The 24,263-nt window shown below is 73.1% G+C and carries 20 protein-coding genes and 2 pseudogenes; 9 read left to right on the top strand and 13 right to left on the bottom strand.

Annotated elements, in window-relative coordinates; translation table 11 throughout:
- Positions 1 to 265: 265 nt before the first annotated feature.
- The 7 genes from ACFYU0_RS15545 to ACFYU0_RS15515 form a co-directional block, all read right to left on the bottom strand.
- Positions 266 to 1,066 carry an ABC transporter ATP-binding protein gene (locus ACFYU0_RS15545; RefSeq protein ID WP_389301240.1) on the bottom strand — a complete coding sequence of 267 codons (801 nt, stop codon included), beginning with the start codon at positions 1,064 to 1,066 and terminating at the stop codon, positions 266 to 268.
- Positions 1,059 to 1,988 (bottom strand): ABC transporter permease, encoded by a 930-nt coding sequence (locus tag ACFYU0_RS15540; RefSeq protein WP_351668282.1) that lies wholly within the window; start codon positions 1,986 to 1,988, stop codon positions 1,059 to 1,061. Before ACFYU0_RS15540 ends, ACFYU0_RS15545 begins: the two co-directional genes overlap by 8 nt.
- Positions 1,989 to 2,083: 95 nt before the next feature.
- Positions 2,084 to 2,956, bottom strand: a complete 873-nt coding sequence (locus tag ACFYU0_RS15535; protein WP_351668280.1) for a glycosyltransferase — start codon at positions 2,954 to 2,956, stop codon at positions 2,084 to 2,086.
- A 5-nt stretch (positions 2,957 to 2,961) separates the two neighbouring features.
- Positions 2,962 to 3,741 carry a CDP-alcohol phosphatidyltransferase family protein gene (locus ACFYU0_RS15530; RefSeq protein WP_351668278.1) on the bottom strand — a complete coding sequence of 260 codons (780 nt, stop codon included), beginning with the start codon at positions 3,739 to 3,741 and terminating at the stop codon, positions 2,962 to 2,964.
- Positions 3,719 to 4,780, bottom strand: coding sequence for an iron-containing alcohol dehydrogenase family protein (locus tag ACFYU0_RS15525; RefSeq protein ID WP_351668276.1), 1,062 nt, complete (start codon positions 4,778 to 4,780; stop codon positions 3,719 to 3,721). The genes ACFYU0_RS15530 and ACFYU0_RS15525 overlap by 23 nt, the downstream gene beginning before the upstream one ends.
- Positions 4,768 to 5,520 carry a sugar phosphate nucleotidyltransferase gene (locus ACFYU0_RS15520; protein WP_389301235.1) on the bottom strand — a complete coding sequence of 251 codons (753 nt, stop codon included), beginning with the start codon at positions 5,518 to 5,520 and terminating at the stop codon, positions 4,768 to 4,770. Before ACFYU0_RS15520 ends, ACFYU0_RS15525 begins: the two co-directional genes overlap by 13 nt.
- Complete coding sequence (locus ACFYU0_RS15515) at positions 5,517 to 7,304, bottom strand: DUF5941 domain-containing protein (protein WP_389301232.1); 1,788 nt, start codon at positions 7,302 to 7,304, stop codon at positions 5,517 to 5,519. Before ACFYU0_RS15515 ends, ACFYU0_RS15520 begins: the two co-directional genes overlap by 4 nt.
- 278 nt (positions 7,305 to 7,582) lie before the next feature.
- Between ACFYU0_RS15515 and galE the strand changes: the two genes are divergently transcribed.
- The 3 genes from galE to idi all read left to right on the top strand — a co-directional run bounded on the left by galE (position 7,583) and on the right by idi (position 10,445).
- A complete protein-coding gene (gene galE, locus ACFYU0_RS15510) occupies positions 7,583 to 8,554 on the top strand; it encodes a UDP-glucose 4-epimerase GalE (RefSeq protein ID WP_351668270.1) in 972 nt (323 codons plus the stop codon).
- 157 nt (positions 8,555 to 8,711) lie between these two features.
- Positions 8,712 to 9,653 carry a cation diffusion facilitator family transporter gene (locus ACFYU0_RS15505; protein WP_351668268.1) on the top strand — a complete coding sequence of 314 codons (942 nt, stop codon included), beginning with the start codon at positions 8,712 to 8,714 and terminating at the stop codon, positions 9,651 to 9,653.
- Positions 9,654 to 9,851: 198 nt separating this feature from the next.
- Positions 9,852 to 10,445: an isopentenyl-diphosphate Delta-isomerase gene (gene idi, locus ACFYU0_RS15500; protein WP_351668267.1), complete on the top strand. Its 594-nt coding sequence runs from the start codon at positions 9,852 to 9,854 to the stop codon at positions 10,443 to 10,445.
- 3 nt (positions 10,446 to 10,448) lie between these two features.
- Here the strand turns inward: idi and ACFYU0_RS15495 are convergent, their stop codons facing one another.
- A complete protein-coding gene (locus ACFYU0_RS15495) occupies positions 10,449 to 10,946 on the bottom strand; it encodes an ATP-binding protein (protein ID WP_351668414.1) in 498 nt (165 codons plus the stop codon).
- A 288-nt stretch (positions 10,947 to 11,234) separates the two neighbouring features.
- Here ACFYU0_RS15495 and ACFYU0_RS15490 point away from each other — a divergent pair, with 288 nt between their 5' ends.
- Positions 11,235 to 11,984 carry an enoyl-CoA hydratase/isomerase family protein gene (locus ACFYU0_RS15490; protein ID WP_389301228.1) on the top strand — a complete coding sequence of 250 codons (750 nt, stop codon included), beginning with the start codon at positions 11,235 to 11,237 and terminating at the stop codon, positions 11,982 to 11,984.
- Here ACFYU0_RS15490 and ACFYU0_RS15485 read toward each other — a convergent pair.
- Both ACFYU0_RS15485 and ACFYU0_RS15480 read right to left on the bottom strand, forming a co-directional pair.
- A complete protein-coding gene (locus ACFYU0_RS15485; protein WP_351668264.1) occupies positions 11,971 to 12,606 on the bottom strand; it encodes a DJ-1/PfpI family protein in 636 nt (211 codons plus the stop codon). The two genes, ACFYU0_RS15490 and ACFYU0_RS15485, sit on opposite strands and share 14 nt — an antisense overlap.
- An 11-nt stretch (positions 12,607 to 12,617) precedes the next feature.
- A pseudogene (locus ACFYU0_RS15480) lies at positions 12,618 to 13,578 on the bottom strand (GlxA family transcriptional regulator).
- 150 nt (positions 13,579 to 13,728) lie between these two features.
- On the opposite strand from ACFYU0_RS15480, the gene ACFYU0_RS15475 reads away from it, so the two are divergent.
- Together ACFYU0_RS15475 and ACFYU0_RS15470 are read left to right on the top strand one after the other, a co-directional pair.
- Positions 13,729 to 13,860 carry an LPFR motif small protein gene (locus ACFYU0_RS15475; RefSeq protein ID WP_351668260.1) on the top strand — a complete coding sequence of 44 codons (132 nt, stop codon included), beginning with the start codon at positions 13,729 to 13,731 and terminating at the stop codon, positions 13,858 to 13,860.
- A 102-nt stretch (positions 13,861 to 13,962) separates the two neighbouring features.
- On the top strand, positions 13,963 to 16,383 hold the full coding sequence (locus ACFYU0_RS15470) for a Tex family protein (protein WP_389301226.1): 2,421 nt from the start codon (positions 13,963 to 13,965) through the stop codon (positions 16,381 to 16,383).
- A gap of 46 nt (positions 16,384 to 16,429) precedes the next feature.
- Here ACFYU0_RS15470 and ACFYU0_RS15465 read toward each other — a convergent pair whose 3' ends face one another.
- Together ACFYU0_RS15465 and ACFYU0_RS15460 are read right to left on the bottom strand one after the other, a co-directional pair.
- Complete coding sequence (locus ACFYU0_RS15465) at positions 16,430 to 18,070, bottom strand: ABC-F family ATP-binding cassette domain-containing protein (RefSeq protein ID WP_389301223.1); 1,641 nt, start codon at positions 18,068 to 18,070, stop codon at positions 16,430 to 16,432.
- A 61-nt stretch (positions 18,071 to 18,131) separates the two neighbouring features.
- The gene (locus ACFYU0_RS15460) at positions 18,132 to 19,157 is read right to left on the bottom strand and encodes an oxidoreductase (RefSeq protein WP_389301220.1); all 1,026 of its coding nucleotides are present in this window, start codon (positions 19,155 to 19,157) and stop codon (positions 18,132 to 18,134) included.
- A 90-nt stretch (positions 19,158 to 19,247) separates the two neighbouring features.
- Between ACFYU0_RS15460 and ACFYU0_RS15455 the strand changes: the two genes are divergently transcribed.
- Both ACFYU0_RS15455 and ACFYU0_RS15450 read left to right on the top strand, forming a co-directional pair.
- Positions 19,248 to 20,159 (top strand): FAD-dependent oxidoreductase, encoded by a 912-nt coding sequence (locus ACFYU0_RS15455; RefSeq protein ID WP_389301912.1) that lies wholly within the window; start codon positions 19,248 to 19,250, stop codon positions 20,157 to 20,159.
- A gap of 65 nt (positions 20,160 to 20,224) precedes the next feature.
- Positions 20,225 to 20,584, top strand: a pseudogene (locus tag ACFYU0_RS15450) (thioesterase family protein); the annotation flags it as partial.
- A 61-nt stretch (positions 20,585 to 20,645) separates the two neighbouring features.
- Here ACFYU0_RS15450 and ACFYU0_RS15445 read toward each other — a convergent pair.
- Complete coding sequence (locus ACFYU0_RS15445; RefSeq protein ID WP_389301217.1) at positions 20,646 to 22,595, bottom strand: Xaa-Pro dipeptidyl-peptidase; 1,950 nt, start codon at positions 22,593 to 22,595, stop codon at positions 20,646 to 20,648.
- Positions 22,596 to 22,767: 172 nt separating this feature from the next.
- Between ACFYU0_RS15445 and ACFYU0_RS15440 the strand changes: the two genes are divergently transcribed.
- Entirely contained in the window at positions 22,768 to 24,261 is a 1,494-nt protein-coding gene (locus ACFYU0_RS15440; protein ID WP_389301215.1) for a M1 family metallopeptidase, read from the top strand.
- Positions 24,262 to 24,263 lie beyond the last annotated feature (2 nt).

Raw genomic sequence — 24,263 nt, 5'->3', positions numbered from 1 at the left:
TCCGATACACACTATTTCGGACACGCCGCCTGGCCCTCCGCTGGGCGGCCCGGCGGAGGGTGTCGCGCATTATGGCCCCACTTGCCGCTTTCCGGGACCGGTACAGCTTACGTTGTACAACGCAGCTTGGACCGGCGGGGTGTCCCGCGCATCACAACAACACACCGATCGCTGTCAAGATTCCGGTGTCACGCGGGAGTTGACGCTTCCTTTGCAGACGCGGGGCCCCGTCGGAAGAGTTCCGCGGGGCCCTGGCCGAAAGGGGTCACTTACCGGCGAACTTCTCGTACTCCTTCAAGACCTCTTCGGTGGGCCCGTCCATGCGCAGCTCGCCGCGCTCCAGCCACAGGACGCGGTTGCAGGTGTCGCGGATGGACTTGTTGTTGTGGCTGACCAGGAAGACCGTGCCGGCCTCCTTGCGCAGCTCCCTGATCCGCGCCTCCGAGCGCTTCTGGAACTTGCGGTCGCCGGTGGCCAGCGCCTCGTCGATCATGAGGACGTCGTGGTCCTTGGCGGCGGCGATGGAGAAGCGCAGCCGGGCCGCCATGCCGGAGGAGTAGGTCCGCATCGGCAGGGTGATGAAGTCGCCCTTCTCGTTGATCCCGGAGAAGTCGACGATGTCCTGGTAGCGCTCCTTGACCTGCTCGCGGGACATGCCCATCGCGAGCCCGCCGAGGATGACGTTGCGCTCGCCGGTGAGGTCGTTCATCAGGGCGGCGTTGACGCCGAGCAGGGAGGGCTGGCCGTCGGTGTAGACCTTGCCGCTCTCGGCGGGGAGCAGTCCGGCGATGGCGCGCAGCAGCGTGGACTTGCCGGATCCGTTGGATCCGATGAGGCCGATCGCCTCGCCGCGGCGGGCGACGAAGGAGACGCCGCGCACCGCGTGCACCTTGCGCACGCCGCGGGCCCCGTCGTCGGAACCGCGCCTGAGTATGCGGCTGAGGGCGGCGGTGGCGCTGCCCTTGCCGGTCCTGGCGCCGTTGACCCGGTAGACGATGTGCAGCTCGTCCGCGATGACGGTCGGGCGCGGGTCCGGGGTGGTGTCCTCGGGGTTGGTCTCAGCCACGGCCGTACCTCTCCTCCGCCTTCCAGAAGTACACGAAGCCGCCCGCGAAGACGACCACGGCCCAGAACAGGGCGATGGCCCACACGTGGGGCGGCAGGTTCGAGGAGCCGTACCCGTCGATCAGCGCGAAGCGCATCAGGTCCATGTAGACCGCGGCCGGGTTGACCTGCAGCAGCCGGACCACCCACTCGGAGCGGCCCTCCATCATCTTGCTGATGGAGAACATGACACCGGAGGCGTACATCCAGGTGCGCAGGACGAACGGCATCAGCTGGGCGAGGTCCGGGGTCTTGGCGCCGAGGCGGGCGACGATCAGCGCGAGACCGGTGTTGAAGAGGAACTGCAGCACCAGCACCGGGACGATCAGCAGCCAGGACAGGCTCGGGTAGCTGCCGAAGCCGATCGCCACGATGAACATCACGATCATCGAGAACAGCAGCTGCTGGAGCTGCTGGAGAGAGAAGGACACCGGCAGCGAGGCGCGCGGGAAGTGCAGGGCGCGCACCAGGCCGAGGTTGCCGGAGATCGCGCGGACGCCGGTCATGACCGAGCTCTGCGTGAAGGTGAACACGAACACGCCCGTGACCAGGAACGGGATGTAGACGTCCTGGGACATGCCGCGGCTCGCGTGCAGGATGACGCCGAAGATGAAGTAGTAGACCGCCGCGTTCAGCAGCGGGGTCGCCACCTGCCAGAGCTGGCCCAGCTTGGCCTGGCTGTACTGCGCGGTCAGCTTCGCCTGGGAGAAGGCGAGGATGAAGTGGCGGCGCCCCCACAGCTGGCGGACGTACTCGGCGAGCGAGGGCCGGGCGCCGCTCACGGCGAGTCCGTACTTGCCGGCGAGCTCGGCCGCCGTCAGCCCCTCGTCGGGCGACGGGGCCGCGGTCACCGCGACTCCGGCGTCATGCGTTGTCTCACTCACGGGTGGAAGCTTTCGTCTTCGAGTACGTCTTGCACGGTTGCGTCTTCAAGGGCGGCGGACCCGCCCGCCGGGGCGGGTCCGTACGGTCGAGCTTGTCAGATCACCGGGGGCCGGCCCAGTCGGGTCAGCCGCCACACCGTACGCCAGCGCATCGGGCGACGGGGTCCGCAGGGGCTGCTCCACCCCTCCTTGAAGCCGCCGAACCAGGCCTTCAGGGCCGGTCCCGAGGGCCGGCGCGCCAGCGTGAGCAGCAGCCAGACCCCGAGGTACACCGGCACCAGGAGGGCGGGGAGGTTGCGGCGGGCCAGCCAGACCCGGTTGCGGGCGACCATGCGGTGGTACACCGCGTGCCGCGAGGGCGCGGTCGTCGGGTGGTAGAGCACCATGTCGGACCGGTAGTCGATCATCCAGCCGGCGTCGAGGGCCCGCCAGGCCAGGTCGGTCTCCTCGTGGGCGTAGAAGAACTCGTCCGGGAGGACGCCGGCGTCGGCGAAGACCCGGGTGCGCACGGCGTTGGCGCCGCCGAGGAAGGTGGTGACCCGGGAGGAGCGCATCGGGTCGGAGGCGCGCAGCCGGGGCACGTGCCGGCGCTGGGTCTCGCCGGTGTCGGGGTCGGCGATGCGGAAGCTGATGATGCCGAGCTCCGGGTCGGCCGCGAAGGCCTCGCGGCACAGCTCGGCCGTGTCGTGGCGGGCCAGCAGGCCGTCGTCGTCCAGGAACAGCAGTACGTCGACATCGCGGCCGGCCGGCCCGAAGGCCGCTATGCCGACGTTGCGGCCGCCGGGGATGCCCAGGTTCTCGGGCAGCTCCACGGTCCGGACGCCCTCGGGGACGTCCGGGACGGGCGAGCCGTTGCCGACGACGACCACCTCGACGGGGTCGCCGTCCTGCTTGGCGACGGAGTCGAGCAGGGCCCGCAGCTCCTCGGGCCGGTTGCCCATCGTGATGATGACCGCGCCGACCTTCATGGCACTCACCTCAGCCTGCTGGACGCCAGGATGGACACCAGGTGCAGCACGGTCTGGAGCATGGCGATGCCCGCGAGGACGGCGGTGCCGAGCCGGGTGAAGAACAGGTCGCCGTGGATCTGGTCGGCGATCGCCAGGACCAGGATCAGCAGCGCGGCCTCGATGCCGAGGATCAGCCGGTGGAACTTGAGCGCGGCGGCGGCCCGGCGGGCCAGCGCCATGCCGGAGGAGCGCGGCTCGGCCGCCGACTCCTGGACCGGCGGCTTGCCGGCCTGGTGCCGGGCGACGCCGACCAGGTCGGTCTCGGCCTTGATCAGGATGGCGCCCAGCGCGGCGAGCGTGCCGAGGAAGGCCCACAGCCAGTCGATCCGGCCGCCGCCCCACAGGTCGGCGGCGCGCAGGCCGAGGCCCACCAGGACGGCCGCGTCGGTGAGGTAGGCGCCGACCCGGTCCAGGTAGACCCCGCTCAGCGAGTACTGCTGCTTCCAGCGGGCGACCTCGCCGTCGACGCAGTCCAGCAGCAGGTAGAGCTGGGTGGCGACGACGCCGAGCACGGCGCCCGTGATCCCCGGCACCAGCAGCGCCGGGGCCGCGAGCACCCCGCAGAGGGTCATCAGGTACGTGAGCTGGTTGGGCGTGACCCGGGTGTTCACCAGGTAGCGGTCGACGCGCAGGGACACCTCTCGCATGTAGAGGCGTCCTCCCCAGTGCTCACCGCTGCGCCGGTCCTTCACCCCGACGGGGTGGACGACCGGACGGAGTTCAGCTACCGATGGCCTTGACATAGTCGGCGTAGGTGTCCTTGATCTGGTTCGTCTTGAGGTCGAGGTGTTCGAGGATCGTGTAGCGGCCGGGCCTGGTCTCCGGAGCGAACTCCACGGCGCGGACGAACTCGTCCACCGAGAAGCCGATCTCCTCCGGCAGCACCGGAAGCCCGTGCCGGCGCAGGACGCGGGCCATGTACGCGGCCTCCTCGTGCGCTCCGCGCAGGTGCATCGCGAAGGCGGCGCCGATGCCGCACTGCTCGCCGTGGGCGGCCGCCCGCTTCGGGTAGAGCAGGTCGAGGGCGTGGTTGATCTCGTGGCAGGCCCCGGAGGAGGGGCGGGAGTCGCCGGAGACGGACATGGCGATGCCGGTGAGGACGAGGGCCTCGGCCAGCACCTGCAGGAAGCCGTCGTCGCCGACGCCGCCGGGGTGCCGGAGCACCGACTCGCCGGCCTGCCGGGCCATGGCGGCGGCGAGACCGTCGATCTTCTCGCCGTTGACCCGGTTGGCCAGCTCCCAGTCCGCGACCGCGGAGATGTTGGAGATGGCGTCGCCGATGCCGGAGCGCACGAAGCGGACGGGCGCCTCACGGATCACGTTGAGGTCGATCACGACCGCGATCGGGTTCGGCACGCCGTACGAGCCGCGGCCCGCGTCGTTGTCGAGGGTCGCGACCGGCGAGCACAGCCCGTCGTGCGCGAGGTTGGTGGCGACGGCGACCAGCGGCAGCCCGACGCGCGCGGCGGCGAACTTGGCGCAGTCGATGATCTTCCCGCCGCCGAGCCCGACGACGGCGTCGTAGCGGCCGGCCTTTATGTCGCTCGCCAGCCGGACCGCGTCGTCGATGGTGCCGCCGCCGACCTCGTACCAGGTGGCGCCGGGCAGCGTCGGGGCGAGGCGCTCGCGCAGCCGGGCGCCCGAGCCGTTGCTGACGGCGACGGCGAGCCGGCCGGACTGCGAGATGCGCTCGTCGGCGAGCACCCCGGCCAGGTCGTCGAGGGCACCCGGGCGGATGTCGACGACGACCGGCGAGGGGATCAGCCGGGTCAGTACTGGCACGCGATCTCCCGTCCGCGGGCGAGGTCGTCGTGGTTGTCGATCTCCACCCAGGCCACGTCGCCGATCGGCGCGACGTCGATCCGGAAGCCGCGGTTCACCAGCTCCTGGTAGCCGTGCTCGTAGAACTGCTGGGGGTCGGTCTCGAAGACCGTCTTCAGCGCGTCGGCCAGCTCGGGGGCCGCGTCGCCCTCGATCAGGGTGACGCCGATGTACTCACCGGTGGCCTCGGCGGGGTCCATCAGCTTGGTGATCTTCCGGACGCCCTTGGCGGGGTCCACGACGACCTTCATCTCCTCGTCCGCGAGGGACTTCACGGTGTCCAGCGCGAGGATGATCCGCTTGCCCTCGCCACGGGCCGCGAGCAGCGTCCGCTCCACCGAGACCGGGTGCACGGTGTCGCCGTTGGCGAGGATCACGCCGTCCTTCAGGGCGTCCCGGCCGCACCACAGGGAGTAGGCGTTGTTCCACTCCTCGGCCTTGTCGTTGTCGATGAGGGTGAGCTTGAGGCCGTACTTCGCCTCGAGGGCCGCCTTGCGCTCGTACACGGCCTCCTTGCGGTAGCCGACGATGATCGCGACCTCGGTCAGGCCGATCTCGGCGAAGTTGCCGAGGGTGAGGTCCAGGACCGTCGGCTCGCCCTCTATGCCCGCGGGGCCCACCGGCACCAGAGCCTTGGGAAGGCTGTCGGTGTAGGGGCGCAGACGCCGTCCGGCGCCGGCCGCCAGCACGAGGCCGATCATGCGGGTTCTCCTTCGTCGTGTACGGCGGGCGCCCCAGCGGACACCCAGAAGCGGATGCTCTCGACGAGCACCAGCACGGCGACGGCCACGGCGAGGACCGTGAGCGCGGCCTTGAACTGCGAGGCGGTGAGCAACGCGGCGAGGACGGTGACGAGCAGCGTCCGGCCCTCCTGCCCCCCGATGGCGCGCACCAGCCAGGCCGGGGGCGCTCCGGCGTTGCCGCGGATGCGGTACACCGTGTCGTAGTGATGGTAGGCGACGGCGGCCACCAGCCCGAAAGCCGCGGGAAGGGCTCCGTTCACGTCCGCGTGGGCCGCCAGCACCAGCACGGTGCCGTACTCGGCGAAGCGGAACAGCGGCGGCACCAGCCAGTCGAGGGCGCCCTTGAGCGGGCGGTGCAGGGCCTGGCCGGCGGTGACGGCGTAGACGGCGGCGCCGGCGACGGGCGCCCAGGTCACGCCGGAGAAGAGGGAGACGGCGAGCACCGCGGTGCCGGCCAGGGCGACCAGCAGCGGGGCGCCGAGGCGGACCCGGGTGGCACGTGCCACGGACCCGGCGAGCGGGCCGTTGTCGGCGAGGTCGGCCAGCGCCTGGGCCGCCCGGTCGGTGCGCCGGGCCCTGCGGGTCACCGAGCGCAGCACGCGGCCGGCCGTGGTGTACGTCGCGGCGAAGGCGCAGCCGGCGAGCAGGACGTAGAAGGTGATGCGCGGGGTGGTGAACGCGGTGAGGACGGCGATCATCGCCCAGCGCTCGCCGATCGGCAGGACGATCATCCGGCGCACCCAGACCGTCCAGCCGACGCTGTCCAGCTTGTCGGAGAGGGCGGCGGTGGGGCTGGTGTTGGCGGTGGCGTCGTGGTTGGCCTCGTTGAAGGAGAAGTCCACGACGTGCCGGCAGGTCTGGAGGATCATCGCGCCGAGCGCCAGGGCCCAGACGTCGTCGCCGCCGCGGGCCGCGCCGAGGGCGAGGCCGGCGTAGTAGGCGTACTCCTTGGCGCGGTCGAAGGTGGCGTCGAGCCAGGCGCCGAGCGTGGAGTACTTCAGGGCGTAGCGGGCGAGCTGGCCGTCGGTGCAGTCCAGCACGAACGAGGCGATCAGCAGGACGCCGGCCGCCACGAAGCCGGCCCGGGTGCCGGTCGCCGCGCAGCCCGCGGCTATCAGCGCGGTGAGCAGCGAGGCGGTGGTGACCTGGTTGGGGGTCAGGCCCCGGCGGGCGCACCAGCGGGCGATGTAGCGCGAGTACGGGCTGATGAAGAAGGTGGTGAAGAAGCCGTCGCGGGACTTCACGGCCGACTTGAGGCGTACGGTCTCGTCGTCCACGGCGGCGACGGCCTGCCGTGCCTCGTTGCGGGCCTGCGGGTCGGCCGGGACGGCGGCGACCAGGCTGCCCAGCTCGGGGTGGTGCACACCGGCGTCGTCGGCGTCGAGCGCGGTGACGACGCGGTCGGCGAGGGAGTCCAGCGCGACCGCGGTGCCGCCGCCCGTGGAGGCCTCGCGGGTCAGCGCCCGGCTGAGCGCCTGGCGGGCCTCCGGCTGCGCGGTGACGGCCCCGGGCACGGCCGCGAGCGGGAAGCGCGGGTCGGTGAGGCCGAGGCGCAGGGCGTGCGGGTGGCCGACGAAGCGGGCGTCGACCAGGGCCACGCGCGTCCCGGCCGGTACCGCGGCGAGCAGGGTCCCCGTCTCGGCGGCGTCGGCGGCCACGCGCACGTCGAAGCCGAGGGACCGCAGATCGTTCTCGAGTGACGATCCGGGGACCGGCTGACCGGTGACGATGGCGGTCGACAACCGAAACTCACTCCCTGGGTGCCGGCGCGGGAGGCGCCGGGCTTCTGCGTGGTGGGGCGCCCTGCCTGCGGCACCCGGGCGGCATGTCGGCAGAGGCTATCGGATGGGCGGAAGGCCGTGTTCACCGGCCGTTCACGACCCGGCCCACGGAGGCTGCCCGCTCCTTTGCCGCGATCATCATCGGTGATGCGGGGCCCGCCCCACAAACCATGCGGCGCAGACCCGGGCATCCTCCGCCATCGCGGACACCGGCCCGGTTCGGCATAGGGTGGACGACCATGACCTGGCTGATCACCGGCGGAGCCGGATACATCGGGGCGCATGTGGCACGGGCCATGACCGGCGCCGGCGAGAGCGTCGTGGCGCTGGACGACCTGTCGGCGGCCGTGCCCGCGCGGCTCCCGGCGGGCGTCCCGCTGGTCGAGGGCTCGACGCTGGACGGGGACCTGCTCAAGCGGGTCTTCGCGGAGCACGGCGTGACGGGTGTGGTGCATCTCGCGGCCCGCAAGCAGGTCGCCGAGTCCGTGGCGCAGCCCACCCGCTACTACCGGGAGAACGTGGGCGGCCTGGCCACGCTGCTGGACGCGGTCGCCGAGGCGGGGATCGGCCGGCTGCTGTTCTCCTCGTCGGCGGCCGTGTACGGCAACCCGGACGTGGACCTGATCACCGAGGACACCCCCTGCGCCCCGGTGAACCCCTACGGCGAGACCAAGCTGGCCGGCGAGTGGCTGGTGCGGGCGGCCGGGCAGGCGCACGGGATCTCCACGGCGTGCCTGCGCTACTTCAACGTGGCGGGGGCGGCCGCGCCGGAACTCGCGGACACCGGTGTGTTCAACATCGTGCCGATGGTCTTCGACCGGCTCACCAGGGACGAGGCCCCGCGGATCTTCGGGGACGACTATCCGACGCCGGACGGCACCTGCGTGCGTGACTACATTCACGTCGCCGACCTCGCCGAGGCCCATCTGGCGGCGGCCCGGCGGCTCGCCGGGGGCGACCACGCCGGCGACCTGACGCTGAACATCGGCCGCGGCGAGGGCGTCTCCGTGCGGGAGATGGTCACGGTCATCGGGGAGGTCACCGGCGACCGGCGGCCCGCGCTGGTGGAGGGGCGCCGGCCCGGGGACGCGCCGCGCGCGGTCGCCTCGGCCGAGCGGGCCGCCGAGGCGCTCGGCTGGCGGGCCCGGCGCGGGGTGCGGGAGATGATCGAGTCGGCCTGGGAGGGCTGGCGGCTGCGCCACGGCGGCTGAGCCGGAGCCGGTGGCGCAGCGGCGGTCCACTGCCTGACCTGCCGGTTGTTTGCGCAGGTCAGAGCAGATGACAACGGTGTTCAGTGCCGCGTTGCCCGGTACCACCCGCCCGTAGTTGACTGTGGCCACGCGCGCAACACGGAAGGGTGGTCCTCTCATGGGGGCAGGGCACGACCACGGGCACGCGCACAGCCATGCGCCGCCCACGGGCACCGCCGCGGCCGCCTACCGCGGCCGGCTGCGGGTGGCCCTGGGCATCACGCTCACGATCATGGTGGTGGAGATCGCCGGCGGTCTCCTCGCGGACTCGCTGGCCCTGATCGCGGACGCGGCCCACATGGCGACCGACGCGCTGGGCCTCGGCATGGCGCTGCTCGCCATCCACTTCGCCAACCGCCCGCCGAGCACCAACCGCACCTTCGGCCTGGCCCGCGCCGAGATCCTGGCCGCCCTGGCCAACTGCCTGCTGCTGCTCGGCGTCGGCGGCTACGTGCTCTACGAGGCGATCCAGCGCTTCCTCACGCCCGCGGACACCGCGGGCGGCCTGATGATCGTGTTCGGCCTGTTCGGCCTGCTCGCGAACTCGATCTCGCTCCTGCTGCTGATGCGCGGGCAGAAGGACAGCCTGAACGTGCGCGGCGCCTTCCTGGAGGTGGCCGCGGACGCGCTGGGCTCGGTGGCGGTGCTGATCTCGGCGGCCGTGATCCTGACCACGGGCTGGCAAGCGGCCGACCCGATCGCCTCGCTGGTCATCGGGCTGATGATCGTGCCGCGCACGGTGAAGCTGCTGCGGGAGACGCTGGACGTGCTGCTGGAAGCGGCGCCGAAGGACGTCGACATGGCCGAGGTCCGGTCGCACATCCTGGCGCTGGACGGCGTGGAGGACGTGCACGATCTGCACGCCTGGACGATCACCTCCGGCATGCCGGTGCTGTCCGCGCACGTGGTGGTGAGCTCGGAGGTGCTGAACGCCATCGGCCACGAGAAGATGCTGCACGAGCTCCAGGGCTGCCTCGGCCACCACTTCGACGTGGAGCACTGCACCTTCCAGCTCGAGCCGGGCGGGCACGCGGAGCACGAGGCGCGGCTGTGCCTCTGACCGCGGGCTCCCGGACACCGTAGGCACCTCTGTTCGGGCCCGGCGGACGGTTCCCGGCGGAGGGCGCCGGGCACGATGAACCACCGGGGTCCCACTCCGGCACCGCCCCGCGCGGGACATGCGGACGTGCGGGGAAGTGCCGGGAGTGCCGGATTCGTACGGCAGACTTGGGGTGCAAGACCGAGGCGAAGGATGGGTATGCCGATCACACCTGCCACCGAGACGTACAGCTCGTCGAACGGCACCGCAGAGGCGATTTTGCTGGAACTGGTCGACGAGAAGGGCGTGACGATCGGCACGGCGGAGAAGCTCGCCGCCCACCAGCCGCCCGGGCAGCTGCACCGCGCGTTCTCGGTGTTCCTCTTCGACGAGCAGGGCCGGCTGCTGCTCCAGCAGCGGGCGCTCGGCAAGTACCACTCCCCCGGTGTGTGGTCCAACACCTGCTGCGGCCACCCGTACCCCGGTGAGGCGCCGTTCACCGCGGCGGCCCGGCGGACCCACGAGGAGCTGGGGGTCTCGCCGTCGCTGCTGGCGGAGGCGGGCACCGTCCGCTACAACCACCCGGACCCGGCCTCGGGCCTGGTCGAGCAGGAGTTCAACCACCTGTTCGTGGGCATGGTGCAGGCGCCGCTGGCGCCGGATCCCGAGGAGGTCGGCTCGACGGTCTTCGTGACGGCGGCCGAGCTGGCCGAGCGGCACGCCCGGGACCCGTTCTCGGCGTGGTTCATGACGGTGCTGGACGCGGCCCGTCCGGCGATCAGGGAACTGACGGGCCAGTCCGCGGGCTGGTAGGCGCTACGCCGGCGCCGCCGGCTTGAGCGGCAGGGCGGCCCAGATCACTTTGCCGCCGCTCGCGGTGTGCTCCACGTCGACCGCCCCGCCCGCCTCCCGGGCCACCTCACGCACCAGCAGCAGCCCCCGGCCGCCGGTCTGGCCGTGGTCGGCCTCCAGGGCGGTGGGCCGGTAGGGGTGGTTGTCCTCCACCGACACCCGGACCCACTCGGCGCCGACGGCCACCTCCACGGCGAGCATCGGCGACAGGAGTGCCGCGTGCCGGACCGCGTTCGTGACCAGCTCGGAGACGATCAGCAGCAGGCCGTACACCGTGTCGTCGCCGACCGGTACGCCCTGCCGCAGCAGCAGGTCCCGCACGGCGTGCCGGGCCTGCGGGACGGAAGCGTCCACGGCGGCCGCGGTGAACCGCCAGACTCCCTCGTACGGCAGTGGGCCGGGCGGCCGCTCGGCGCCTGCCGCCGGGCGCGGGCCCCCGTCCCCACGCCCCTGGTCGTCCATCGCCCGGTCGCCACCCTCGCGCTCGATTGTCACCACACGTCGAGTGTTGGTAACGATGCGCTCCGCACTCGAGGACTGAACAGAAGTCAGCTGTTATCGAACGGTTCTGACCGCCTGCGTATGACACCGGCAGGCGCGGGACTGTTCCTGTCGCTCCCCTGCAAGGTTCACGAACTATTCGGGTTGTACGGGTTTGGCGTGCGCCGTCCGCCGCGGCGCACGCGGCGGACGCCCGCCCACGCGCCCGCCCGGCCGGGCGTCCCGGCGGGACGGATAGCATCCGGGCCCATGGAGCCCCAGCTGTCGCACCAGGTCACCGACTCGGTCGCCACCGTCGTGATCCGCCACCCGGCCAAGCGCAACGCCATGACCGCCGCCATGTGGCGGGCCCTGCCACCGCTGCTGGCGGAGCTGGCGGCCGATCCCGGCGTGCGGGCCCTGGTGCTGACCGGCGAGGGCGGGACCTTCTGCGCCGGCGCCGACATCTCCACGCTCCAGGGGTCGCCACTGGAGGCGCAGGGCCTCGCCGTGGCGGCCGAGGAGGCCCTCGCCGCCTTCCCGCTGCCGACCATCGCCGCGATCCGCGGCCACTGCGTGGGCGGCGGGTCCCAGCTCGCGGCCGCCTGCGATCTGCGGCTGGCGGAGGAGGGCGCCCTGTTCGGGGTGACCCCGGCGCGGCTCGGGATCGTCTATCCGTCGTCGTCCACCCGGCGGCTGGTGTCGCTGGTGGGCCCGGCCACCGCCAAGTACCTGCTGTTCACCGCCGAGTTGATGGACGCCGGGCGGGCGCTGCGCACCGGGCTGGTGGACGAGGTGCTGCCCGAGGGCGAACTGGACAAGCGGGTCGCCGAACTGACGCGGGTCCTTGCCTCGCGGTCCCGGCTCACCCAGGCCGCCGCCAAGGAGTTCGCCGACGGACGCACCGACCGGGACGCCCACTGGGCGGAGCAGGCGCGGCGCAGCGGCGACACCGCCGAGGGCGTTGCCGCCTTCCTGGAGCGCAGGCAGCCGCGCTTCACCTGGACTACCGCAGGATGAACCGGCTCCCCGCGCGCAGTCGTTCCACCAGGTGCGCCGGGGCCTTGTGCGGTGATCCGGCGTCGTAGGGCGGCCGCGGGTCGTACTCGGTGGCCAGCTGCACCGCCTGGGCGTGTTCGTCGCCCGCGATCCGGCCGAGCAGGGCGAGGCCCATGTCGATCCCGGCGGAGACGCCGGCGGCGGTGACGTACTTGCCGTCGAACACCACCCGTTCCCGCGCCGGCGCGGCCCCGAACCGCTCGAACTGGTCCAGGGCCAGCCAGTGCGAGGTGGCGCGGCGGCCTTCGAGCAGGCCGGCGGCGGCCAGCAGCAGGGAGCCGGTGCACACCGAGGCCGTCCAGGTGCTGGTGGCGTCGGCGGCGCGCAGCCAGTCCAGCAGCGGCCCGTGTTCCATCAGCGCGCTCTGGCCGGGACCGCCGGGCACGAGCACGACGTCGGGGGCGGGCACCTCGTCCAGGGACCGGTCGGCGACGACCGCGAGCGCGCCGGTGTCGGTGCGGACCGGGCCGGGGCGCTCGGCGACGAACACCGTCTCGGCGCCGGGGGCGCGGGAGAGGACCTCGTACGGCCCGACGGCGTCGAGGGCGGTGAACCGGTCGTAGACGACGACGGCGATCTGCATGGGATGTCCTCTCAGTTGGCGGTGACGGGGCGGAACCGGCGCCGGTACTCGGCCGGGGCCGTGCCGAGCGCCCGGACGAACGCGCGCCGCATGGCCTCGGGGGTGCCGTAGCCGCTGGCGCGGGAGATCTCCTCGACGCCGTCGCCGGTGTCCTCCAGGAGCCGGCGGGCGTGTTCGAGGCGGACCCGGTCGACGTAGCGGCCGGGGGTGGTGCCGGTCTCCTCCCGGAAGGCGCGGGCGAAGTGGCGCGGCGAGAGCCGGGCGCGGGCGGCGAGCGACTCCACGGTCAGGTCGCCTGCGGGGTGCTCGGTGATCCAGCGCTGGACCTCGCGCAGCGGGTCGCGGCGCGCGGTCTGGGCGGCGAGCTGGGCGCTGAACTGCGCCTGGTTGCCCGGCCGGCGCAGGAAGACCACCAGATGCCGGGCCACGCTCAGCGCGACCTCCCGGTCGAGGTCCTCCTCCACCAGGGCGAGGGCCAGGTCGATGCCCGACGTCACGCCCGCGGAGGTGGCGACGTTCCCGTCCCGTACGTAGATGGGCTCGGGGTCCACCGCCACGGCCGGGTGGTCGCGGGCGAGCTTGTCGCAATAGGCCCAGTGGGTGGTGGCCCGGCGGCCGTCGAGCAGGCCGGCGGCCGCGAGCAGGATCGCGCCGGTGCAGACGGAGACGAGCCGCCGCGCGCGGGGGCCGTGCGCGCGCAGCCAGTCGGTCAGCCGCGGATCGGGGGCCCCGGGTGCCCTGCCCGCCGGGGACCAGCAGGGTGTCCGGGTCCGGCATCGCGGTGAGCGCCCCGTCGGGTACGAGGGCCAGCCCGCTGGAGGTGCGCACGGGGCCGCCGTCCAGGGAGGCGGTGCGGACGCGGTAGGTGCCCGGAGTGTGCTGCTCGGCCCCGGTGAACACCTCCAGGGGGCCGGTGACGTCGAGGCTCTGCACGCCGTCGAACAGGACGAGGAGAACGGTGCGCTGCGGCATGCCTCGATTCTTCGCCGGTGACGTCATGGCCGCAATGACGTGTTTCCCACCTTTCCTGCCATCCGGCGCGGCCCGCCGGGCATGACCGGCGGCGGCGGAGGTACCCGGGCCGCTCCCGGGCAGGGCGTCCGGGAGTGAGGAGGAATTCTCGTGTTCCGTGCCATCGCAGACGTGCTGCGGCAGATCGGCGGGGCCATCGCGACGGTGGTCACGCTGCCCTTCCGGGCTCTGGCCCGGCTGTTCGGCGGCGCCTCGTCCTCCGCCCGCGGCAGCGGGGCCTGACGTCCCGACCGGCGGCCCGCCGCGTGTCGCCCTGATCCCCGGTTGTCGGCTCCACCTGCCACAATTGCCGCGCAACCTCAGTGGAGAAGGCGGTACGGGATCGTGACGACACCCCTCGTAGGGTCCATCGAAAGCAGGATCGCCGAGGAACTCGGCGTACGGGAGCGGCAGGTGAAGGCCGCGGTCGAACTGCTCGACGGCGGTTCGACGGTGCCCTTCATCGCCCGCTACCGCAAGGAAGCGACCGAGATGCTCGACGACGCGCAGCTGCGCACGCTCGAGGAGCGGCTGCGCTACCTGCGGGAGCTGGAGGAGCGTCGGACGGCGATCCTGGAGTCGGTGCGCGAGCAGGGCAAGCTCACCGAGGAGCTGGAGGCGCGGATCCGCGGCGCCGAGACCAAGGCGCGGCTGGAGGACGTCTACCTCCCCTTCAAGCCCAAGCGGCGCACCAAGGCGCAGATCGCGCGCGAGGCGGGCCTGGAGCCGCTCGCCGAGGGGCTGCTGGCCGACCCGACGGTCGACCCGCAGGCGGCCGCCGCCGCGTTCGTCGACGCGGACAAGGGCGTCGCCGACGCGCAGGCGGCGCTGGACGGCGCGCGGGCCATCCTGACCGAGCGGTTCTCGGAGGACGCCGACCTGATCGGCGAGCTGCGCGAGCGGATGTGGGTACGCGGGCGGCTGGCCGCCAAGGTGCGCGAGGGCAAGGAGGAGGCGGGCGCCAAGTTCGCCGACTACTTCGACTTCGCCGAGCCGTTCACCGAACTGCCCTCGCACCGCGTGCTCGCCATGCTGCGCGGCGAGAAGGAGGAGGTCCTCGACCTCGTCCTGGAACCCGAGGAGCCCACCGAGGGGCCGTCCTCGTACGAGGGAATCATCGCGCACCGCTTCGGCATCGCCGACCGCGGCCGCCCCGCCGACAAGTGGCTGAAGGACACGGTCCGCTGGGCCTGGCGCACCCGCGTCCTGGTCCATCTGGGCATCGACCTGCGGCTGCGGCTGCGGACGGCCGCCGAGGACGAGGCGGTGAACGTCTTCGCCGCGAACCTGCGCGACCTGCTGCTGGCCGCGCCGGCCGGCACGCGCGCGACGCTGGGCCTGGACCCCGGCTTCCGCACGGGCGTGAAGGTCGCCGTGGTGGACGCGACCGGCAAGGTCGTCGCCACGGACGTGATCCACCCGCACGTCCCGGCCAACAAGTGGGACGAGGCGATCGCCAAGCTGGCGCGGCTCGCCGAGCGGCACGCGGTCGACCTGATCGCCATCGGCAACGGCACGGCGTCCCGGGAGACCGACAAGCTGGCCGCCGAACTGATCGCGAAGCACCCGGAGCTGAAGCTCACCAAGGTGATGGTGTCCGAGGCGGGCGCGTCCGTGTACTCGGCCTCCGCGTACGCCTCGCAGGAGCTGCCCGACATGGACGTGTCGCTGCGCGGCGCGGTCTCCATCGCGCGCCGGCTGCAGGACCCGCTGGCGGAGCTGGTGAAGATCGACCCGAAGTCGATCGGAGTCGGCCAGTACCAGCACGACCTGTCCGAGGTGAAGCTGTCCCGTTCGCTGGACGCGGTGGTCGAGGACTGTGTGAACGGCGTCGGCGTGGACGTCAACACGGCGTCCGTGCCGCTGCTCGCCCGGGTGTCGGGCGTCTCAGCCGGGCTCGCCGAGAACATCGTGGCGCACCGCGACCAGAACGGCCCGTTCCGCTCCCGCGCGGAACTGAAGAAGGTGCCGCGGCTCGGCCCCAAGGCGTACGAGCAGTGCGCGGGCTTCCTGCGCATCCGCGGCGGCGACGACCCGCTGGACTTCTCCAGCGTGCACCCGGAGTCGTACCCGGTGGTGCGGCGCATGGTGAAGGCGTCGGGGCAGGACGTCGCGTCCCTCATCGGCGACACGGGCGCGCTGCGCTCGCTGCGGCCGGCGGACTTCGTGGACGACACCTTCGGTCTGCCGACCGTCACGGACATCCTCAGGGAGCTGGAGAAGCCGGGCCGCGACCCGCGTCCGGCCTTCCGGACGGCCACCTTCAAGGAGGGCGTGGAGAAGATCTCCGACCTGGCCTCCGGGATGATCCTGGAGGGCGTGGTGACGAACGTGGCCGCCTTCGGCGCGTTCGTGGACATCGGCGTCCACCAGGACGGTCTGGTGCACGTCTCGGCGATGTCGAAGACGTTCGTGAAGGACCCGCGGGACGTGGCGAAGCCGGGTGACATCGTCAAGGTGAAGGTCCTGGACGTGGACATCCCGCGCAAGCGGATCGCGCTCACCCTGCGGCTGGACGACGAGGCCGCGCCACAGGGCCAGGGCCAGGGCGGCGGTCGTCAGCAGCGCGGCGGCGCCCGCCCGCCCCAGCAGCGCCAGGGCGGCCAGGGCCAGCGCCAGGGCGGCCAGGGCGGTCAGGGCGGTCAGGGCCAGCGGCAGGGCCGCGGTGGCGGCGACCGGGGCGGCCGCCAGGCGCCGGCCCCGGCCAACAGCGCGATGGCCGACGCACTGCGCCGCGCGGGCCTGCTGGACCCGAAGAAGCGCTGACGGAAGGGGCCGGAGCCGATCGGCTCCGGCCCCTCTCGGCACGCTCCTAGCGTTCGGTCACCTTGCCGTCGGCCACTTCCAGCCGACGGTTCACCCGGACCGCGTCGAGCATCCTGCGGTCGTGCGTGACCAGGAGCAGCGTGCCCTCGTAGGCGTCGAGTGCCGACTCGAGCTGCTCGATGGCGGGCAGGTCGAGGTGGTTCGTCGGCTCGTCGAGGACGAGGAGGTTGACGCCCCGGCCCTGGAGCAGCGCCAGGGCGGCGCGGGTGCGCTCGCCCGGGGAGAGGGTCGCGGCCGGACGCAGCACGTGGCCGGCCTTCAGGCCGAACTTGGCGAGCAGGGTGCGGACCTCGCCGGGCTCGGTGTCGGGGACGGCCGCGCAGAAGGCGTCGAGCAGCGCCTCGGGGCCGTGGAAGAGACCGCGGGCCTGGTCCACCTCGCCGACCAGGACGCCCGAGCCGAGGGCCGCGTGCCCGGAGTGCGGCGGGACCCGGCCCAGAAGCGCCGCGAGCAGCGTGGACTTGCCCGCGCCGTTGGCTCCGGTGACCGCGATCCGGTCCGCCCAGTCGATCTGGAGCGACACGGGTCCGAGGGTGAAGCCGCCGCGCCGGACCTCGGCGTCGCGCAGGGTCGCCACGACCGCCCCGGACCGCGGGGCGGCCGCGATCTCCATCCGCAGCTCCCACTCCTTGCGCGGTTCCTCGACGACCTCCAGGCGCTCGATCATGCGCTGGGTCTGCCGGGCCTTTGCGGCCTGCTTCTCGCTGGCCTCGCTGCGGAACTTGCGGCCGATCTTGTCGTTGTCGCCGCCGGCCTTGCGCCGGGCGTTCTTCACGCCCTTGTCCATCCAGGAGCGCTGCATCTGCGCGCGGTCCTGGAGCGCGCCCCGCTTGTCGGCGTACTCCTCGTACTCCTCGCGGGCGTGCCGGCGGGCGACGTCGCGCTCCTCCAGGTAGGCCTCGTAGCCGCCGCCGTAGAGGTTGATCCGCCCCTGCGCCAGGTCCAGTTCGAGGACCTTGGTGACGGTGCGGGCGAGGAACTCGCGGTCATGGCTGACGACCACGGTGCCCGCGCGCAGGCCGGTGACGAAGCGCTCCAGGCGTTCCAGGCCGTCCAGGTCCAGGTCGTTGGTCGGCTCGTCCAGGAGGAAGACGTCGTAGCGGGAGAGGAGGAGGGAGGCGAGACCGGCGCGGGCCGCCTGGCCGCCGGACAGCGACGTCATCGGCTGGTCGAGGCCGACGGCGAGGCCGAGCGAGTCGGCCACCTCCGCGGCGCGCTCCTCCAGGTCGGCGCCGCCGAGGTCGAGCCAGCGCTCCAGGCTCGCCGCGTAGGCGTCGTCGGCGCCGGGTGCGCCGTCGACCAGCGCCTGGGTGGCCTCGTCCATCGTCCGCTGTGCCTCGGCGACGCCGGTGCGGCGGGCCAGGAACTCGCCGACGGTCTCCCCCGGCCTGCGCTCCGGCTCCTGCGGCAGATGGCCGACGGTCGCGGTCGGCGGGGAGAGCCGCAGTTCGCCCTGCTCGGGCGGGATCAGGCCGGCGAGCAGGCGCAGCAGCGTGGACTTGCCGGCGCCGTTGACACCGACGAGACCGATCACGTCGCCGGGTGCGACGACGAGGTCGAGCCCGGCGAAGAGGGAGCGGTCGCCGTGCCCGGCGGCGAGGTTCTTGGCGACGAGGGTGGCAGTCATCAGAGCGCCGATCCTAATGTCCCGGGCGGCCCGCTCTCCGCGCGGTTCCCCGCCGTGGGCCTCAGCCGCTGACCGGCCGCACCAGTACGCTCCCCGCGGTCCGGGCCACCACGAACGACTCCCCCCTGACCGCCTCGGGGTCCAGCGGGACGCGGTGCCGCCCGGGTTCCAGGACGCCGTCGAAGACGTCCCGGACGTGGGTGCGGCGCAGCCGGTCGAGGCGGTACGCCGTCACCCGGACCCGGCAGGCGGAGGTCACCTCGATCTCGGCCGCACCGCCGGCGGCGGTCAGGGAGGCGATCCGGCGCGGCAGCGGGCCGCGGTGCAGGGCCTGCTCGATCTGGGCGACGAGCAGCGGGACGATCGGGGCCAGGCCGTCCACCCGGGCGACCGCCACCCCGGCACGCTCGAACGCGTCCATGACGGAGGTTCGCCGCGCCTCGCCCACGGCACGGCCGAAGGCGACCGCGCCGTAGCCGCGCAGTTCCTCGGCGGGCACGCCGGCGGCGTCCTGGGTGATGTCGGCGCCGATGCCGATGGCGCGCAGCGCGGCGGCCAGCCGGGCGAGCACGGCGACGCGCGCGCCGATCAGCAGCACCCGGCGGCGGGCCGCGGACGGGCCGACGGTGTCCTGGACCAGGGCGGCGAGTGCGGCCCGGTACTCGGCGCCGCGGAACCGGAACGGCCCCGTCCCGTGGTACCCGTTGCGTTCCAGGTCGGCGTGTTCACCGGTCTGCCAGGCGAAGTCCCGCCAGACGTAGTCCTCGCCGTCCCGCTCGATGACCGCGGTCACCGCGCCACAGGCCAGGTCGGCGCACTCGGGGCAGCCGTAGAGCACGAACCGGCCGCCGGGCAGCGGGGGTTCGGTCTCCCGCAGCAGGCCGCGCACCTGCTCGGTGAAGATGGCCGGGGGGACGTCGGAGGCGAGCGGGGAGACGGCGTCCAGGTCGGAGAGCAGGAACAGCAGGGGACGGCCGTCGACGACGAAGTCCACGAAGTCGCGGTGGAGCTCGTAGCCACCGTCGGCGAGGACACCGCCGGCGCGGGTCGCCGGTGCCAGGCCGAAGGTCGCGTATGCGGCAGACATGCTGTGAGTATTCCCACACGGGGAGGGGTGTGAGCGCTGCGTGGCGCCTTCGCTTAGCGTCGGGGTGTGAAGCGCGAGTCGAGTGACGAAGTGATCGTGGTCGGCGGCGGGGTCGCCGGGCTGACGACCGCCGTGGTGCTGGCCGAGTCCGGGCGGCCGGTGCGCGTGTGGGCCCGCGAGCCCGCCGAACGCACGACCTCGGCGGTGGCCGGCGGACTGTGGTGGCCGTACCGGATCGAACCCGAACCGCTGGTCGGCGCCTGGGCGCTGGAGTCGCTCGCCGTGTACGAGGAGCTGGCGGCCCGTCCCGGCGAGACGGGCGTACGCCTGGTCGAGGGCGTACACGCGGGGACGCGGCTGGACGGGCTGGGTGCCTGGGCGGGCCGGGTGCCCGGGCTGCGGGCGGTGCCCGAGGGGCTGGCGGCGCGGCTGCCGGTGATCGACATGCCGGCCCATCTGGCCTGGCTGCGGGAGCGGTTGGCGAAGGCGGGCGGCACGGTCGAGGAGCGGGAGGTCACCGACCTGGCGGCCGTGCCCGCCGGTGCGGTGGTCAACTGCACCGGTCTGGGCTCCCGTTCGCTGGTGCCGGACCCTGCGGTGCGCCCGGTGCGCGGGCAGCTCGTGGTGGTGGAGAACCCGGGGGTCACCACCTGGTACACCTCCGTCGACCACTCCTCCGCCGCCTCGGTCTACTTCATCCCGCAGCCCGGTGTGCTGCTGCTCGGCGGCACGGCGGAGGAGGGCGACTGGTCGCTGGAGCCGGATCCCGCGACCGCCGGGGCGATCGTCGCCCGGTGCGCGGAGATCCGCCCGGAGATCGCCGGTGCGCGGATCCTGGCGCACCGGGTGGGTCTGCGGCCCGCCCGGGACGCGGTACGTCTGGAACGGCGGTCGCTGCCGGACGGACGGCCGCTGGTGCACAACTACGGCCACGGCGGGGCGGGGATCACGGTGGCCTGGGGGTGCGCCCGCGAGGCGGCGGGGCTGGTGGCGGCGGGCTAGGGCCCTTCCCCAAGGCCCCCGCGGCCCGGCGCGCGCCGCTCCGCGTCCCGCGTCCGGCCGGCGCCCCGTCCATCGACGTCCGCCGCACGCCTCCGCCGCGCAGGGGCCGCACGCAGGCCTGGATCTCCTCCCCCGTCGGTCTGGTCGCCGGGGAGCCCAGCACCCCGCTCGCCTCGTACGTCGCGCTCGTGGACACCGCCAACGGCATCGCCGTCCAGCAGGACCCCGAGCACTGGATGTTCCCCAACCTGGACCTGACGATCCATCTCCACCGCGCGCCCCGAGGGCCCTGGACCGGCCTGGACACCACCGTCACGTTCGGTCCGTCCGGGCAGGGCCTGACCAGCAGCGTGCTGCACGACGTCGACGGGCCGGTGGGCCACGCCGAGCAGATCCTCACCGTCCGTCCCCAGCCCGCCGGCTGACCCGGCAGGCGGCCGGGCCCGCGGGGGGCCCGGCCGCCGGGGGGTCAGGGCGCCGGGGGGGTCAGGGCGCGGGGATGTGCGCGGTCAGGTCCGGTGTGCCGACGCCGGTCAGCCGCCGAGGGGCGGGCGCCGCGGCCGTGGCGCCCGCGGTGGCGTCGGCGAACGCCGCCGTGCCTCCGGTCAGCGGGAGCCGGGCCGACGTGCGGGACAGGTCGAGGGTGAGGGACGGCCGGGTGGACGGCGGGTCGATGAGGTCCTTGTCCGTGCCGGCGATGATCAGCGCCAGCCGGTGGCCGCGGGGGACGACGTGGTCGGTGGCCGCCAGGTCCAGGGTCATCGTGACGGCCTTGCCCGGGGTGAGCGGGACGCCCTTGCCGAGCGAGGCGTGGTGGCCGAGGTCGGCCCAGCCCCGGCTGAACACCGTGTAGTCGGTCCGGACCGTCCTGGCCGCGGTCTTCCGGAAGCAGGCGCTGTCCCCGGGTGTGCTCGCGCCCCAGCAGGTGCGGTCGGTGAGCGTGGTGATGCCCTCGGCCGCGTCGGCGTAGTCGCGGACGGTGTCCGGGCCGAGGTCCACCAGGACGGCGGACAGGTGGGCCGAGGCGGTGGTCGGGGTGGCGGTGACGGTCACCCGGGAGGAGCCGGACAGGCGCAGGTCGCGGGTGAGCGGTGCGGTGAGGAAGCCGGCCTTCTCGGGGGTCGGTGTGGTGAGCCGGGCGGCCCAGTCGGTCTCGCTCAGCGCGGGGTCGTCGGTGAAGGTCTCGGTGCCGGCGGCCCGGCGCAGGCCCAGGGTGCCGACGCCCGCGTGCGCGCCGGGGGCCGGGCGCAGGGTGGTGGTCCGGGTGCCGTGCGGCGGCCAGGACCTGGAGGTGACCCACTGGTCGGGGTGGCGTTCGACGTCGGCCATCGGCTCGCGGTCGACGCCGTTGTCGTAGCCGAGGAGCTCGTGGTCGAACCAGCGGTGCAGGGTGTCGACCCAGGCGCCGCGCCGGTAGTCGAAGGGGTCGACGTGCCCGGTCTGGGAGAGCCAGATCTTGCGCTCGACGCCGTGCTTCGCCAGCGCGTCCCACCACTGGCCGAAGTGCTTGGTGCGCACGTTGAGGTCCTGCATGCCGTGCGCGAGGAACACGCTCGCGCGGACCCGGGCCGCGTCCTTCACGTAGTCGCGTTCGGTCCACAGCGGGGTCCAGTCGCCGCTCGGCGGGCTGCCGTCGGCGAGCTTCTTCCGGACGGGCGCGCAGGCCGCGTGCGCGGCGTCGCTCTCGACGTAGCCGGCCAGTTCGTCGGGGCCGCCGTCGTACAGCGGGGCGCCCTGGGCGAAGTAGTAGTCGTACCAGGAGGAGATGGCGCTGATCGGGACGATCGTCCGCAGGCCGCGTACGCCGGTGGCGGCGACTCCGTTGGCGATGGTGCCGTCCCAGCTCTTGCCGATCATGCCGGTTCTGCCGTTGGTCCAGCTCGCCCTGACGGTCGTGGAGCCGGTGCGGGTCGTGTAGGCCCTGGCCCGGCCGTTCAGCCAGTCGATCACGGCCTTGGCGGACTGGATCTCGGAGCGGCCGCCGACGTCGACGCAGCCGTCGGAGCGGTTGGTGCCGGTCAGGTCGACGCCGACGAAGGCGTAGCCCCTGGGCACGAAGTAGTTGTCGTAGAACAGCGGCATCTGGACGACGCGGCCCTGCGCGTCGTACGTCTTGAGCTGGCTCTCGTTGCCGCGTCCGCAGCAGGAGTAGTACGGGCTGGCGTCCATGATGACCGGCACCTTGCGGCCCAGGCGGGCCGGTTCGGAGGGCCGGACGATGTCGGCGGCCACCCGGTCGGTCCGTCCGTCGCGGTCCGCGTCGAGGCCGGTGTCCACCCACACGGCCTCGCGGACGGCGTGTGCGTAGGAGTAGACGGGCCGGCTCTCGCGCGGCGCGGCGTGGGCGCCGGACGGGGTGAGGAGGGCGGCCGTCAGGGCTGCGACGGCAGCGGTCGCGAGCGTTCTCCAGGTCGTGAAGCGCGTGCGTGTCGGCATGGGCGGACGGTACCCCCGTCAACTCCCGTGCAGAAGAGGGCTTTACGGCAGCCGGGTGGCGTATTGCGGCCGAATGGCGATCGTGTGACGGCAGGTGCCATGGACAGGCCGGGGGCCACAGCGACTGAATAGGCTCCGAACAGACTTCCTGTCCCCAAGACTTGGAGCTGACGTGCACCGCAGAATCCTCGCGCCGGGCGCACTGGCGGCGGCCTCCCTCCTGCTGGCGATCCCGGCATCGGCCGCGAACCACGCCCCGGGCGCGCCGGGCATCGGCGACCCCTACTACCCGAACTACGGCAACGGCGGCTACGACGTCTCGCACTACGACCTGCGGCTGCGGTACCAGCCGGGGACGGACGAGCTGCGGGGCACCGCGACCGTCCTGGCGCGGACCACGCAGGACCTGTCCAGCTTCGACCTGGACTTCCTGCTGGACGTGAGCGAGGTACGGGTCAACGGCAGCAGGGCGGCCTTCACCAGGTCGGGCGAGCACGAACTCGTCGTCACGCCGGCGAAGCCGCTGGCGAAGGGCGCACCGCTCACCGTCGTGGTCCGCTACAACGGGGTGCCGTCGGCGAAGAGCGCCTACGGGTTCACCACGTGGCACCGCACCCCGGACGGCGCGGTGGCCGCCGACGAGCCGGAGGCGGCCTGGTGGTGGTTCCCGAGCAACGACCACCCCAGCGACAAGGCCACCTACGACGTGTCGGTGGCCGTGCCCGACGGCACGCAGGCCATCTCCAACGGCACGCTGCAGTCGACCGTCTCGAAGCTCGGCTGGACCACCTACAACTGGCGGCAGAACAAGCCGCAGGCGACCTATCTGGCCACGCTCGCCCTCGGGAGGTTCGACATCACCACCGGCACCTCCGACGGCGGGGTGCCGGTCCTCAACGCCTACAGCAAGGACCTCGGCGACAACGACGGCGCCGCGCGCGCGAGCGTGGAGCGCACCGGTGAGCTCGTGGACTGGCTGAGCGGCTATTTCGGGCCGTACCCGTTCTCCTCGGCCGGCGGCTACGTGCCCAACACCACTACCGGGTACGCGCTGGAGACGCAGACCCGGGTCTACTACAGCCCGAAGCAGTTCGCGGGCGGCTCCAACACCTCGGTGGTCGTGCACGAGCTGGCGCACCAGTGGTACGGCGACGACGTGTCGCTGAAGGGCTGGAAGGACATCTGGATCAACGAGGGCTTCGCCCGCTACGCCCAGTGGCTGTGGTCGGAGCACGAGGGCGAGGGCACCACGCGGGAACTCGCCGACTACGTGTACGCCTCCCACCCGGCCGACGACGCCTTCTGGACGGTCGCGCCCGGTGACCCGGGCCCGGACCACCAGTTCGACGCCGCCGTCTACGACCGGGGCGCGCTCGCCATCCAGGCGCTGCGCGAGGAGATCGGCGACGACGCGTTCTTCGCCGTGCTGAAGGGCTGGCCGAAGGAGCACGCGTACGGCAACGCGTCGGTGGCGGACTTCCAGAAGTACGCCGAGCGGGTGTCGGGCAGGCCGCTGGCCGCGCTGTTCGACACCTGGCTGTTCCAGCCGTCGAAGCCGGCCGCGCCCGCGGCCCGCGCGGCGTCGCTCGCCGGAGCGGGCGCGGACGTGACGCGGCCCCGGTCGTGGAAGCGGATCGAGGCGACGAACGACGTGCACGGGCACTGACG

The sequence above is a fragment of the Streptomyces sp. NPDC003720 genome (genome assembly GCF_042875075.1).
In the GTDB taxonomy this organism is placed as follows: Bacteria; Actinomycetota; Actinomycetes; order Streptomycetales; family Streptomycetaceae; genus Streptomyces.
Note: the sequence above shows the minus strand (reverse complement) of the source record. Positions and strands in the feature narration are given on the sequence as shown.